General features: G+C 68.5%; 13 protein-coding genes. 12 read left to right on the top strand and 1 reads right to left on the bottom strand.

What is annotated here, in order from left to right:
* Nucleotides 1–51 precede the first annotated feature (51 nt).
* The 12 genes from glyA to ACFYT4_RS19470 all read left to right on the top strand — a co-directional run bounded on the left by glyA (nucleotide 52) and on the right by ACFYT4_RS19470 (nucleotide 11,601).
* A complete protein-coding gene (gene glyA, locus ACFYT4_RS19525; RefSeq protein ID WP_389270063.1) occupies nucleotides 52–1,302 on the top strand; it encodes a serine hydroxymethyltransferase in 1,251 nt (416 codons plus the stop codon).
* Nucleotides 1,303–1,409: 107 nt separating this feature from the next.
* A complete protein-coding gene (locus ACFYT4_RS19520; RefSeq protein ID WP_389270061.1) occupies nucleotides 1,410–2,813 on the top strand; it encodes an MraY family glycosyltransferase in 1,404 nt (467 codons plus the stop codon).
* Nucleotides 2,814–3,075: 262 nt separating this feature from the next.
* Nucleotides 3,076–3,513, top strand: a complete 438-nt coding sequence (locus ACFYT4_RS19515; protein WP_389270059.1) for a hypothetical protein — start codon at nucleotides 3,076–3,078, stop codon at nucleotides 3,511–3,513.
* Between the two features lie 225 nt (nucleotides 3,514–3,738).
* Nucleotides 3,739–4,557 carry a F0F1 ATP synthase subunit A gene (gene atpB, locus ACFYT4_RS19510; protein WP_389270057.1) on the top strand — a complete coding sequence of 273 codons (819 nt, stop codon included), beginning with the start codon at nucleotides 3,739–3,741 and terminating at the stop codon, nucleotides 4,555–4,557.
* An 86-nt stretch (nucleotides 4,558–4,643) separates the two neighbouring features.
* Nucleotides 4,644–4,874, top strand: a complete 231-nt coding sequence (gene atpE / locus ACFYT4_RS19505; RefSeq protein ID WP_137993321.1) for an ATP synthase F0 subunit C — start codon at nucleotides 4,644–4,646, stop codon at nucleotides 4,872–4,874.
* A gap of 44 nt (nucleotides 4,875–4,918) precedes the next feature.
* Nucleotides 4,919–5,476, top strand: coding sequence for a F0F1 ATP synthase subunit B (locus tag ACFYT4_RS19500; RefSeq protein WP_389270055.1), 558 nt, complete (start codon nucleotides 4,919–4,921; stop codon nucleotides 5,474–5,476).
* Nucleotides 5,473–6,288, top strand: coding sequence for a F0F1 ATP synthase subunit delta (locus ACFYT4_RS19495; RefSeq protein ID WP_389270053.1), 816 nt, complete (start codon nucleotides 5,473–5,475; stop codon nucleotides 6,286–6,288). The genes ACFYT4_RS19500 and ACFYT4_RS19495 overlap by 4 nt, the downstream gene beginning before the upstream one ends.
* A 141-nt stretch (nucleotides 6,289–6,429) precedes the next feature.
* Nucleotides 6,430–8,022 carry a F0F1 ATP synthase subunit alpha gene (gene atpA, locus ACFYT4_RS19490; RefSeq protein ID WP_389270051.1) on the top strand — a complete coding sequence of 531 codons (1,593 nt, stop codon included), beginning with the start codon at nucleotides 6,430–6,432 and terminating at the stop codon, nucleotides 8,020–8,022.
* A 20-nt stretch (nucleotides 8,023–8,042) separates the two neighbouring features.
* Nucleotides 8,043–8,984, top strand: a complete 942-nt coding sequence (locus tag ACFYT4_RS19485; protein WP_389270049.1) for a F0F1 ATP synthase subunit gamma — start codon at nucleotides 8,043–8,045, stop codon at nucleotides 8,982–8,984.
* Nucleotides 8,984–10,426: a F0F1 ATP synthase subunit beta gene (atpD, locus tag ACFYT4_RS19480; protein WP_389270047.1), complete on the top strand. Its 1,443-nt coding sequence runs from the start codon at nucleotides 8,984–8,986 to the stop codon at nucleotides 10,424–10,426. The genes ACFYT4_RS19485 and atpD overlap by 1 nt, the downstream gene beginning before the upstream one ends.
* Nucleotides 10,427–10,614: 188 nt before the next feature.
* The gene (locus tag ACFYT4_RS19475) at nucleotides 10,615–10,998 is read left to right on the top strand and encodes a F0F1 ATP synthase subunit epsilon (protein WP_389270045.1); all 384 of its coding nucleotides are present in this window, start codon (nucleotides 10,615–10,617) and stop codon (nucleotides 10,996–10,998) included.
* A gap of 129 nt (nucleotides 10,999–11,127) precedes the next feature.
* Entirely contained in the window at nucleotides 11,128–11,601 is a 474-nt protein-coding gene (locus ACFYT4_RS19470) for a DUF2550 domain-containing protein (protein WP_389270043.1), read from the top strand.
* A 384-nt stretch (nucleotides 11,602–11,985) separates the two neighbouring features.
* Here ACFYT4_RS19470 and ACFYT4_RS19465 read toward each other — a convergent pair whose 3' ends face one another.
* A complete protein-coding gene (locus ACFYT4_RS19465) occupies nucleotides 11,986–13,737 on the bottom strand; it encodes a glycosyl hydrolase family 18 protein (protein WP_389270113.1) in 1,752 nt (583 codons plus the stop codon).
* Nucleotides 13,738–13,915 lie beyond the last annotated feature (178 nt).

Genomic DNA, 13,915 nt, shown 5'->3' with positions numbered 1-13,915 from the left:
ACATTGGAGGGGCAGCCCGACCCTCCGCGCCCGGAGCCCCCCATGGCCCCCATGCCCACGCACCTCAGCACCGCCCCCACCCCCCTCGACGACCTCCGCCGTCAGGACCCCGAGATCGCGGATGTGATCCTCGGCGAGATCAGGCGCCAGAGCGACACCCTCCAGCTCATCGCCGCGGAGAACTTCACCTCGCCCGCCGTGCTCGCCGCCCTCGGATCGCCGCTCGCCAACAAGTACGCCGAGGGCTATCCCGGCGCCCGGCACCACGGTGGCTGCGAGTTCGCCGACGCCGCCGAGCGCATCGCGGTCAACCGCGCCAAGGCGCTGTTCGGCGCCGAGCACGCCAATGTGCAGCCGCACTCCGGTTCCTCCGCCGTGCTCGCCGCCTACGCGGCACTGCTGCGGCCGGGCGACACCGTTCTCGCGATGGGTCTCGCGTACGGCGGCCATCTCACCCACGGGTCGCCCGCGAACTTCTCCGGCCGCTGGTTCGACTTCATCGGCTACGGCGTGGACGCGGAGACCGGGCTCATCGACTACGACCAGGTGCGCGCGCTCGCCCGCCGGAACCGCCCGAAGGCGATCGTGTGCGGTTCGATCTCCTATCCGCGCCACCCGGACTACGCCCTGTTCCGGGAGATCGCCGACGAGGTCGGCGCCTATCTGATCGCGGACGCCGCCCACCCGATGGGCCTGATCGCGGGCGGCGCTGCGCCCAGCCCGGTCCCGTACGCGGATGTGGTGTGCGCCACAACACACAAGGTGCTGCGCGGACCGCGCGGCGGACTGATCCTCTGCGGTGACTGGCTGGCCGAGCGCGTCGACCGGGCGGTGTTCCCGTTCACCCAGGGCGGCGCCCAGATGCACACCATCGCCGCCAAGGCGGTCGCTTTCGGCGAGGCGGGGACCCCGGCGTTCACGGCGTACGCCCACCAGGTCGTCGCCAATGCGCGGGTGCTGGCGGCAGGCCTGGAGGCGGAGGGCTTCGCGGTGCTCACCGGTGGCACGGACACCCATCTGATCAGCGCCGATCCCGCTCCGCTCGGCCTGGACGGCAGGACCGCGCGGGGCCGTCTGGCGGCGGCGGGGCTGGTCCTGGACACCTGCGCCCTGCCGTACGGCGACGGGCGGGGGATCCGGCTGGGCACGGCCGCGCTCACCACCCAGGGCATGGGGGAGCGGGAGATGGCGCGGATCGCCCGGCTGTTCACCACCGCGATCAGCGATGAGGGCGCGGCCGCCGGTACGGTACGTACCGAAGTGAGCGGGCTGACGGGTAGATTTCCGCCTTGTACGGGGTAGCCGAGAGCGGAGCGCAACCGTCATCGGCCCCCGGATGTCCTCAACCATGCGGCCACCACGGCTAGGGTGTGGGGCTGAGATGGCCGGCGATTCCTGTGGGGCAGCCCGTGCGTGATTATCTGCTGACGCTCTGTGTCACGGCCGCGGTGACCTATCTGCTGACGGGTCCCGTGCGGAAGTTCGCCATCGCGACCGGAGCGATGCCGGAGATCCGCGCCCGTGACGTACACCGAGAACCGACACCGCGGCTCGGTGGCATCGCCATGTTCTTCGGGCTGTGCGCGGGGCTGCTGGTCGCGGACCATCTGCAGAATCTGAACAGTGTCTTCGAGCTGTCCAACGAACCCCGCGCGCTGCTCTCCGGTGCCGCCCTGATCTGGATCATCGGCGTCCTGGACGACAAGTTCGAGATCGACGCCCTGATCAAGCTCGGCGGCCAGATGATCGCCGCGGGCGTGATGGTCATGCAGGGTCTGACGATCCTGTGGATCCCCGTGCCGGGTGTCGGCATGGTCTCGCTGACCGACTGGCAGGGCACCCTGCTGACCGTGGCCCTGGTGGTGATCACCATCAACGCGGTGAACTTCGTCGACGGTCTGGACGGTCTGGCCGCGGGCATGGTCTGCATCGCGGCCGCCGCGTTCTTCCTGTACTCGTACCGCATCTGGTTCGGGTACACGATCGAGGCCGCCGCCCCCGCGACCCTCTTCACCGCGATCCTGATGGGCATGTGCCTGGGCTTTCTGCCGCACAACATGCATCCCGCGCGGATCTTCATGGGCGACTCGGGGTCGATGCTGATCGGCCTGGTGCTCGCCGCGGCGGCGATCTCGGTGACCGGCCAGGTCGACATGGACGCGCTGAAGCTCTTCGAGGGCGGCACCCGCGAGGTGACCCACGCGGCGCTGCCGGTCTTCATCCCGCTGCTGCTGCCGCTGACGATCATCGCGATCCCGGTGGCGGACCTGGTGCTGGCGATCGTGCGCCGCACGTGGAACGGGCAGTCGCCGTTCGCGGCCGACCGCGGCCATCTGCACCACCGGCTGCTGGAGATCGGGCACTCGCACAGCCGCGCGGTCCTGATCATGTACTTCTGGTCGGCGCTGATCGCCTTCGGGGTCGTCGGGTACTCGGTGCACTCGGCGTCGCTGGTGATCGTGATGGTCGTCGTGGGGCTGAGCGCGGTCGGCCTCGCGCTTCTGCTGCTGCCGCGCTTCACCCCGCGGGCGCCCCGCTGGGCCGAGGCATTCGTCCCGCCCCGCTACCGCCGCCGCAGGGCCCGGGCCGGCCGGTCCGGCACCCTGCCCGCGTACGGGGCCGGAAAGGCCTCTCCGGAGCCCGCCGGGGGCACCCCGCAGCCGGCGGCGGGTGCCGGGGCGTCCGGCACGTCAGGGGCGTCCCAGGAGCCGGGGGAGCAGCCGGTGAGGTTCCCCGCGGGTGTCAACGGAGCGACCGCGCTGAGCGCCCGTTCGCGCTTTTCCGACCGGAGGAAGGCCGGAACGCGTGGGTGACACACTCCACATTCCGTCCCGATACCAGACAAGCCGCCGCTGAATCATGCGCACACGCGCGCGTTAGCTCTCCTGTGTGAGAGTTGGCACACCATTGGGTAAAGACCTCTTCAAATAGCTTGTGATACGATTCACGAGAACCGGCGACAGAGCCGAAAGACCGTAGTGCGACGGTCTGTTGGCCCCGAGGACCCGACTCGGATCCGGATTACGCTCGTCCATGACGACACCATTGCCCCCATCAGCAATCGGAGCTGCCGCCATGCCGTCCAATGACGCACGCACCCTCCTGAACACCGCCGTACCCACCGTTGCCGCCGGCGTGATCGCCATCGCGGTCAGCGCGGTCGTCGCCGGTGGCAAGGGGGCGCTCGGGGCGGTCTTCGGCACGCTGGTGGTCGTCCTCTTCATGGGGATCGGCCTCGTCGTGCTCCAGCGCACCGCCAAGAAGTACCCGCACCTGTTCCAGGCCATGGGGCTGATGCTCTACATGGCGCAGCTGCTGCTGCTCTTCGTCTTCCTGTCCGTCTTCAAGGACACCACCTTCTTCGATTCGAAGGTCTTCGCGCTCACGCTGCTGGCGACGACCATCGTGTGGGTCGCCGCGCAGGCCCGCGCCTACATGAAGGCCAAGATCCTCTACGTGGAACCAGACGGTGCGAACGGTGACAAGACGCAGAAGGCGGGGTCGTCGGCGTGAAAGGTAGGGGCGGGATAAATGGCCTTTCGTGTTCCTGCTATCGTCCGGTGCCAACTGCGGCAATGCGGGCGCGGGCATCTGAGCTGACGCCTGCTCATCCGCGAGGCTCACTGCCCGCCAGCCGCCCCCACATCCGTAACACCAGTCCCGTGCCGAACCGCGGCTGCGCGCCGCGCCGACACAACGAGGTTGCCGTACCTATGCGCCACGCTGAAGGAGCCCGCGGTGAGTGCTGACCCCCAGATGCTCGCCTTTGAAGCGGACTGTCAGATCTTCTCTGAGTCCAAATGTGGATTCCCAGCCCCAGGGCTCCACACCTTCATGTACGAGCCCCTCTTCACCGTCGGTGGGTTCGAGTTCGACAAGCCCATGCTGCTCGCCTTCGTGAGCACGTTCATCGTGGTCGGCTTCTTCTGGGCCGCCTTCAACAGGCCCAAGGTGGTGCCGGGCAAGCTCCAGCTGGTCGGCGAGGCCGGTTACGACTTCGTCCGCCGCGGTGTGGTCTACGAGATCATCGGCAAGAGGGACGGCGAGAAGTACGTCCCCCTGATGGTGTCGCTGTTCTTCTTCATCTGGATCATGAACCTGTGGTCGATCATCCCGATCGCCCAGTTCCCGGTGACGTCGCTGATCGCCTACCCGGCGGTCCTCGCGCTCATCGTGTACATCGTCTGGCTCAGCATCACCTTCAAGAGGCACGGCTTCGTCGGTGGCTGGAAGAACATCACCGGCTACAACAAGGAGCTCGGCCCGATCCTTCCGCTGGTCGTGGTGCTGGAGTTCTTCTCGAACCTGCTGATCCGGCCCTTCACCCACGCGGTCCGGCTGTTCGCGAACATGTTCGCCGGCCACCTCCTGATCGTGATGTTCTCCCTCGCCACCTACTACCTCCTGAACGGCATCGGCGTCCTGTACGCCGGCACCTCGTTCATCCTGGTCATGGCGATGATCGTCTTCGAGCTGTTCATCCAGGCCGTCCAGGCGTACGTCTTCGTCCTGCTGGCCTCCAGCTACATCCAGGGCGCGCTCGCCGAGCACCACTGAGCCTCACTCCCTCCGCACCACAACCCACTCCCAGACGTCCGGTGGCCAACCCCCACCGGGTCCTTGAAAGAGAAGGAAGAACCGGCATGTCCGCTCTCCAGACCCTCGCCGCCGTCGAAGGAAACGTCGCCTCCATCGGTTACGGTCTCGCCGCGATCGGCCCCGGCGTCGGCGTCGGCATCATCTTCGGTAACGGCACCCAGGCCCTCGCCCGTCAGCCCGAGGCTGCCGGTCTGATCCGTACCAACCAGATCATGGGTTTCGCCTTCTGTGAGGCGCTCGCCCTCATCGGCATCGTCATGGGCTTCGTCTACTAGGACGCGGTCCGGACAGCCCAACTCTTTTCACGGAAGGCACTGATGTGAGCGCTCTGTTCAATATTGCGGCAGCGGGGCAGGAGCAGCCCCCGCTCATCCCGCATCCCGACGAGCTCGTCATCGGCCTGATCGCGTTCGCCATCGTCTTCTTCTTCCTCGCCAGGAAGCTCCTCCCGAACATCAACAAGGTTCTGGAAGAGCGCCGGGAGGCCATCGAGGGCGGCATCGAGAAGGCCGACGCGGCGAAGACCGAGGCCGAGAGCGTACTGGAGCAGTACAAGGCCCAGCTCGCCGAAGCCCGTCACGAGGCCGCTCGGCTGCGCCAGGAGGCGACCGAGCAGGGCACCGTGATCATCCAGGAGATGAGGGCGGAAGGCCAGCGGCAGCGTGAGGAGATCGTCGCTGCCGGTCACGCCCAGATCGAGGCCGACCGCAAGGCCGCGGCCGCCGCGCTCCGCCAGGACGTCGGCAAGCTCGCGACCGAACTGGCCGGCAAGCTCGTGGGCGAGTCCCTTGAGGACCACGCGCGCCAGAGCCGGACGATCGACCGCTTCCTCGACGAACTCGAAGGCAGCACGTCGAAGGCCGAGGTCGGCCGGTGAACGGAGCGAGCCGCGAGGCACTGGCCGTCGCACGGGAGTCCCTCGACGCGCTGACGGACAACACGTCCGCCGACGCGGCGAAGCTCGCCGACGAGCTGGCCTCTGTCACCGCTCTGCTCGACCGCGAGGTGTCCCTGCGTCGGGTCCTGACCGACCCGGCGCAGTCCGGGGAGGCCAAGGCCGAGCTGGCCGGACGCCTCCTGCGCGGTCAGGTGGGCGGGGAGAGCGTCGACCTCGTCTCCGGCATGGTCCGCTCCCGCTGGTCCAGGTCGCGCGACCTGGTCGACGCGGCCGAGGAGCTGGCGGCCGTCGCCGACCTCACCGCGGCCCAGAAGGCGGGCGCGCTGGACGACGTCGAGGACGAGCTGTTCCGGTTCGGCCGGATCGCGGACTCGAACCCGCGGCTCCGGGCGGCGCTGACCGACAAGTCCGCGACGGCCGCCGCCAAGGGCGAGCTGGTGCGCAGCCTGCTGGGCGGCCGGGCCCACCCGGTCACCGAGCGACTGGTCGTCCGTCTCGTCACCGCGCCCCGGGGACGTAGCCTGGAACAGGGACTCCAGTCCCTGTCCAAGCTCGCCGCGGCGCGCAGGGACCGGATGGTGGCGGTCGTCACCTCGGCGGTACCGCTCACCGACCAGCAGAAGCAGCGCCTCGGTGCGGTGCTGGCGAAGCTGTACGGTCACGCGATGCATCTGAACCTGGACGTGGACCCCGAGGTCCTCGGCGGGCTCTCGGTGCGCGTCGGTGACGAGATCATCGACGGGACCGTCGCGGACCGCCTCGGTGAGGCGAGCCGCCGGATGGCCGGCTGACAGCCGCCACCAACTGAACAGCACGACAGCAGTACGAGCGGCCCGGTTGGGCCGTGCAGAAATTGCAGAAGATTCCTGGGGGTCGGCCCCCAGACCCCCAGTAAGAAACTTCGGGCCCAACAAGGAGAGCAGGGAACCCAGATGGCGGAGCTCACGATCCGGCCGGAGGAGATCCGGGACGCGCTGGAGAACTTTGTCCAGTCGTACAAGCCGGACGCGGCCTCGCGCGAGGAGGTCGGTACGGTCAGCGTGGCCGGCGACGGTATCGCGAAGGTCGAGGGTCTGCCCTCGGCCATGGCGAACGAGCTGCTGAAGTTCGAGGACGGAACCCTCGGTCTCGCCCTCAACCTCGAAGAGCGCGAGATCGGTGCGGTCGTCCTCGGCGAGTTCAGCGGCATCGAGGAAGGCCAGCCGGTCACCCGTACCGGCGAGGTGTTGTCCGTCGCCGTCGGCGAGGGCTACCTCGGCCGCGTCGTCGACCCACTCGGCAACCCGATCGACGGCCTCGGCGAGATCGAGACCGAGGGCCGCCGCGCCCTCGAACTTCAGGCCCCAGGCGTCATGGTCCGCAAGTCGGTGCACGAGCCCATGCAGACCGGCTACAAGGCCGTCGACGCCATGGTGCCGATCGGCCGCGGCCAGCGTCAGCTGATCATCGGCGACCGCCAGACCGGCAAGACCGCCCTGGCCGTCGACACGATCATCAACCAGCGCGACAACTGGCGCTCCGGCGACGTCAACAAGCAGGTGCGCTGCATCTACGTCGCCATCGGCCAGAAGGGCTCCACCATCGCGTCCGTGCGCGGCGCGCTGGAGGAGGCCGGCGCCCTGGAGTACACGACCATCGTCGCCGCCCCGGCGTCCGACCCGGCGGGCTTCAAGTACCTCGCGCCCTACACCGGCTCGGCCATCGGCCAGCACTGGATGTACCAGGGCAAGCACGTCCTGATCATCTTCGACGACCTGTCGAAGCAGGCCGACGCCTACCGCGCCGTGTCGCTGCTGCTGCGCCGCCCGCCGGGCCGTGAGGCGTACCCCGGCGACGTCTTCTACCTGCACTCGCGTCTGCTGGAGCGCTGCGCCAAGCTCTCCGACGACATGGGCGCCGGTTCGATGACCGGTCTGCCGATCGTCGAGACCAAGGCCAACGACGTCTCGGCGTTCATCCCGACCAACGTCATCTCCATCACCGACGGCCAGTGCTTCCTGGAGTCCGACCTGTTCAACGCCGGCCAGCGGCCGGCCCTGAACGTCGGTATCTCCGTCTCCCGCGTCGGTGGCTCCGCCCAGCACAAGGCCATGCGGCAGGTCTCCGGACGACTGCGCGTGGACCTCGCCCAGTTCCGTGAGCTGGAGGCCTTCGCCGCCTTCGGTTCCGACCTGGACGCGGCCTCCAAGGCGCAGATGGAGCGCGGCAAGCGCATGGTCGAGCTGCTGAAGCAGGCCCAGTACCAGCCGATGCCGATCGAGGAGCAGGTCGTCTCCGTCTGGGCCGGCACCACCGGCAAGATGGACGACGTCCCGGTCCAGGACATCCGCCGCTTCGAGGCCGAGCTGCTGGAGCACCTGCGCCGTGAGCGCAAGGAGCTGCTGACCAGCATCGCCGAGGGCGCGAAGATGTCGGACGACACGATCACCGCCATCGGCGACGCGATCGCCGCCTTCAAGCGTCAGTTCGAGACCTCGGACGGCAAGCTGCTGGGCGAAGACGTGCCGGTCAGCACCACCAAGTGACGACGGAAGGGACCTGACTCATGGGAGCCCAGCTCCGGGTCTACAAGCGTCGCATCAAATCCGTCACCGCGACCAAGAAGATCACCAAGGCGATGGAGATGATCGCCGCCTCGCGCATCGTCAAGGCGCAGCGCCAGGTAGCGGCCTCCACTCCGTACGCCACCGAGCTCACCCGCGCGGTGACGGCGGTGGCGACCGGGTCGAACACCAACCACCCCCTCACCACCGAGGCGGAGAACCCGGTCCGGGCGGCGGTCCTGCTCATCACGAGCGACCGCGGTCTGGCCGGCGGCTACTCCGCCAACGCCATCAAGGCGGCGGAGCGGCTCACCGAGCGGCTCCGGGGCGAGGGCAAGGAGGTCGACGCGTACATCGTCGGCCGCAAGGGTGTTTCGTACTACGGCTTCCGTGAGCGCACGGTCACGCAGTCGTGGACGGGCTTCACGGACAGCCCGACCTACGCGGACGCCAAGAAGGTGGCGGACCCGCTGATCGCGGCGGTCCAGAAGGACTCGGCCGAGGGCGGTGTGGACGAGCTCCACATCGTGTTCACCGAGTTCATCTCGATGCTGACGCAGACGCCGGTGGCCAACCGGCTGCTGCCGCTCAGCCTGGACGCTGCGACATCAGCGGCTACCGCCGCGGGCGCCGAGCGGAGCGGGACCAAGGGCGAGATCCTGCCCCTGTTCGACTTCGAGCCGTCGGCGGAGGACGTCCTCGACGCCCTGCTGCCGCGCTATGTCGAGAGCCGTATCTACAACGCGCTGCTCCAGGCCGCCGCTTCCAAGCACGCGGCCACCCGCCGCGCGATGAAGTCGGCGACCGACAATGCCGGGGAGCTGATCAAGAGCCTCACCCGGCTTGCCAACGCGGCCCGCCAGGCCGAAATCACCCAGGAAATCAGCGAGATCGTCGGTGGCTCCAGTGCCCTGGCCGACGCGACCGCGGGGAGTGACAAGTAATGACGACCTCTGTTGAGACGGCCGCTGCCACGGGCCGCGTTGCCCGGGTCATCGGCCCGGTCGTCGACGTGGAGTTCCCCGTCGACGCGATGCCGGAGATCTACAACGCGCTGCACGTCGAGGTGGCCGACCCCTCCGAGGAGGGGGCGAAGAAGACCCTGACCCTGGAGGTCGCGCAGCACCTCGGTGAGGGTGTGGTCCGCGCGATCTCGATGCAGCCCACTGACGGTCTGGTCCGCCAGGCCCCGGTGACCGACACGGGCAACGGCATCACCGTCCCGGTCGGCGACTTCACCAAGGGCAAGGTGTTCAACACCCTCGGTGAGGTGCTGAACCTCCCCGAGGAGAACGCCAACGTCGGCGAGCGCTGGGCGATCCACCGCAAGGCGCCCAGCTTCGATCAGCTTGAGTCCAAGACCGAGATGTTCGAGACCGGCCTGAAGGTCGTCGACCTGCTGACCCCGTATGTCAAGGGCGGCAAGATCGGTCTGTTCGGTGGTGCCGGCGTCGGCAAGACCGTGCTGATCCAGGAAATGATCATGCGTGTCGCCAACCTCCACGAGGGCGTCTCCGTCTTCGCTGGCGTCGGCGAGCGCACCCGTGAGGGCAACGACCTCATCGACGAGATGGAGGAGTCCGGCGTCCTCGACAAGACGGCGCTGGTCTTCGGCCAGATGGACGAGCCCCCGGGCACCCGTCTGCGCGTCGCCCTGGCCGGTCTGACCATGGCGGAGTACTTCCGCGATGTGCAGAAGCAGGACGTGCTCTTCTTCATCGACAACATCTTCCGGTACACCCAGGCCGGCTCCGAGGTGTCCACCCTGCTCGGCCGGATGCCCTCCGCGGTGGGTTACCAGCCGAACCTGGCGGACGAGATGGGTCTCCTCCAGGAGCGCATCACCTCGACGCGTGGTCACTCGATCACCTCCATGCAGGCGATCTACGTCCCCGCGGACGACCTGACCGACCCGGCCCCGGCCACCACCTTCGCCCACCTCGACGCGACGACGGTTCTCTCCCGTCCGATCTCCGAGAAGGGCATCTACCCGGCCGTGGACCCGCTGGACTCCACGTCCCGCATCCTGGACCCGCGCTACATCGCGCAGGAGCACTACGACGCCGCCACGCGCGTCAAGGGGATCCTGCAGAAGTACAAGGACCTCCAGGACATCATCGCGATCCTCGGTATCGACGAGCTGGGCGAGGAGGACAAGCTCGTCGTCCACCGTGCCCGCCGGGTCGAGCGCTTCCTGTCCCAGAACACCCACGCCGCCAAGCAGTTCACCGGCGTGGACGGCTCGGACGTGCCGCTCGACGAGTCGATCTCCGCGTTCAACGCGATCTGCAACGGCGAGTACGACCACTTCCCCGAGCAGGCGTTCTTCATGTGCGGTGGCATTGAGGACCTCAAGGCCAAGGCCAAGGAGCTCGGCGTCTCCTGATTCGCCGGGTGATCGGGGGCGGGTTCGTCCCGCCCCCCGGTCACCGTCACCGTCCGGGGGACGCCCCCTGGATTCCGGCCGTATCACCCCGGCCGGGGCGGGGTCCGGCGTTTCGGCGCCCGGAGCCCTACTAGACTTATGACCCAACACCCGGCGGAACAGCCGGGTGGTGACCCGAGGAGCCACCCTTGGCTGCTGAGCTGCATGTCGAGCTGGTCGCCGCCGACCGCCAGGTCTGGTCCGGCGAGGCCACCCTGGTCGTCGCGCGCACCACGTCCGGCGACATCGGTGTCATGCCCGGTCACCAGCCGCTGCTCGGTGTGCTGGAGTCGGGCCCGGTGACCATCCGTACCAGCACCCCCGAGGGTGCCGGGACGATCGTCGCCGCCGTGCACGGCGGATTCATCTCCTTCGCCGACAACAAGCTGTCGCTGCTGGCGGAGATCGCCGAGCTGGCGGACGAGATCGATGCCCAGCGCGCCGAGCGTGCGCTGGAGCGTGCCAAGTCGGATTCGGACGCCGCCGCCGAGCGCCGTGCCGATGTCCGTCTGCGCGCGGTGGCGGTGCGCTGACACCGCCGACAGTCGTCGCCCTCAGCCGCGGCCCGGACTGGAACCTCCAGACCGTGCCGCGGCTGAGGCAATGCAGGTGCATGGTGGATCGCGATTCGGTACGAGGATGATGCGAGGAGGTCGGTGGAGATGTTCCTCGCTGTGCTGGTGAGCGTCCTGGTCGTCGTCACACTGGTGGGGATCGGGCTGTTCGTCTTCGGCCTCCGCCGACGGCTGATCCAGCGCTCCGGCGGCACCTTCGACTGCTCGCTGCGGTGGAACGTCCCGGAGACCGAGATCCCGGGCTCCGCCGGGGCCGCGCCTCCCACCGGCAAGGGCTGGGTGTACGGCGTGGCCCGCTACAGCGGCGACCGGATCATGTGGTTCCGGGTGTTCTCGTACGCCCCGAGGCCGCGCAGGATCCTGGAGCGCTCGGCGATCGAGGTCCTCGCCCGCCGTACTCCCGAGGGCGAGGAGGAGCTGGCGCTGCTCTCCGACGCGGTCGTGCTCGGCTGTCTCCACCAGGGGACCCGCCTGGAGCTGGCGATGAGCGAGGACGCGCTGACGGGCTTCCTGGCGTGGCTGGAGGCGGCGCCTCCCGGCCAGCGGGTGAATGTGGCGTAGGCCCTTCGCGTACGGCCGCCCGGCCGGCCCCTGTCCGTACGGGAGACTGTCCCGGCCCACCTCCCTGCCGGCGAAGGCGAACGACCTCCACGCGCTCGCTCCTGGGATGCGCTTTTCGGCCCTCTCCACGCGGTGGAGCGAGGCCGGGCTCCGTGCCCACGGGGCTGTGGCGGGCTCGCTGCGGCTCTCCGTGGGGTCGGGCGCGGGGGCGAGTCTCCGGCCGGGTCCGTGCCACCGGGGCCCCGGGGCGCCTGTGGTCGGCGGCCGGGTGGTCCGGGGAGCCGTACCGGGACCGTGAGCTGGACCGGGGCCGGTACGGCGGCTGGGTGCATACGGAAGGGGCCGGGGAGATCGATCTCCCCGGCCCCGCGTGCTCTGGAGTGACTACTGGAGCCCGGAATTCACCGCGCCGACCAGTTCACCGTTGCTGGTGTCACCGCTGAACTCCCAGAAGAACGCGCCTCCCAGGCCCTGGCTCTTCGCCCAGCTCATCTTCGAGCCGATCGTCGCCGGGGTGTCGTAGCCCCACCAGTTGGCGCCGCACTTGGCATAGGCGGTGCCGCCCACGGTGCCGGTGGCCGGGCAGGTGTTCTTGAGGACCTTGTAGTCCTCGAAGCCCGGCTCATAGGTGCCCTGGGCCGGGCCGGTGGCGGTGCCGCCCGGAGTGGCCTGGGTGACCCCGGTCCATCCCCGGCCGTAGAAACCGATGCCGAGTAGGAGCTTGTTCGCGGGCACACCCTTGGCCTTGTACTTGGCGATGGCCTCGGCCGAGTTGAAGCCCGACTGAGGGATACCGGTGTACGCGGTCAGGGGAGAGTGCGGAGCTGTCGGTCCCTGCGCCGCCCAGGCACCGAAGAAGTCGTACGTCATCACGTTGTACCAGTTGAGGTACTGGGCCGCGCCACCGTAGTCCGCGGCGTCGATCTTGCCCCCGGCCGAGGCATCCGCGGTGACGGCGGCGGTGACCAGGTAGTTCGGGCCGAACTTCGTGCGGAATGCCTGCGCCATGTTCTTCATCACGGCGGGGCCGCTGCTGTCGCAGGTCAGACCACACGCATTCGGGTACTCCCAGTCCAGATCGATGCCATCGAAAACATCTGCCCACCGGGGGTCCTCGACCAGGTCGTAGCAGGACTGCGCGAACGCGGCAGGGTTCTGCATGGCCTGGGTGAAGCCGCCGGACCAGGTCCAGCCGCCGAAGGAGTAGAGGATCTTGATGTGCGGGAACTGCTTCTTCAGCTTGCGCAGCTGGTTGAAGTTGCCGCGCAGCTGCTGGTCCCAGGTGTCGGCGACGCCGTCCACCGACTGGTCGGCGGTGTACGCCTTCTCGTAGTCGGCCCAGGAGTCACCGATGGTGCAGCGGCCGCCCTGGACATTGCCGAAGGCGTAGTTGATGTGGGTGATCTTGGCCGCCGTGCCGGAGGTGACCAGGTTCTTCACATGGTAGTTGCGGCCGTAGACGCCCCAGTTGGTGAAGTAACCCATCTTGATCTTGTTGGGGTCGACGATGATGTCGCCGAGGGTGCGGACGGGGGTGGTTCCGCTGTCCGGGCCGACCTGGTTGGCGTTGTCACGCGCCCGGATCAGATAGGTGTAGTCCGTGGCCTTGGTCAGCCCGGTGTCGGTGTACGTGAGACCGGTGACCGTGGCGACGACCTGGCCGTCGCGGACGACGTCGTAGTTCAGGATGCCCTTGTCGTCCTGGGCCGCGGTCCAGGTCAGCTTCGCCTGGGTCTCGGTGATGCCGCTGGCCACCGGGGTTCCGGGGGCTCCCGGCGGGAGGTCTCCGGGCGGGCCGCCGTCACAGGACGCGTTGTTGAGCGAACAGTTGGACGGGGCGCCCGGACCGATGCCGTTGAAGCCGAAGGTGACCGAGGCTCCCGGAGCCAGGGAACCGGCCCAGGGCTTGTTCTTGGCGGTCCAGCGCGTACCGACATTGGTCACGTCCGCGTCCCAGGCGGAGGTGACCTTGGTGTCGGCGGGAAAGTCCCACTGGAGGGTCCAGCCGTTGATCGTGGTGGTGCCGGTGTTCTTGATCGTCCACTTGCCCTCGAAGCCGCTGCCCCAGTCGGAGCCCTTGGTGTAGGTCGCGGTCGCCGAGGTCGCGGCCTGGGCCGGGGTGGCGAGGCCGACCATCGCGGCCAGGGGAAGAATGAGCGCGGTCAGCACCGCGACGATCTTCGACCTGGTGGTGATTCTCGATCTGAAGCCGTGCAGTGGTGGGGGTTGAGTGCTCACGGGTGCTCCTTGTGGAGGTCCGGACAGTGGGGTAGGACCGTTCACTGCGCACTCTGCGTGGCTCACCGCAGCGTGT

Origin of the sequence: Streptomyces sp. NPDC004609 (assembly GCF_042873655.1) — a bacterium.
Classification (GTDB): Bacteria; Actinomycetota; Actinomycetes; order Streptomycetales; family Streptomycetaceae; genus Streptomyces.
The sequence above is the reverse complement of the archived record's forward strand: the minus strand, read 5'-3'. Positions and strand labels throughout refer to the sequence as shown.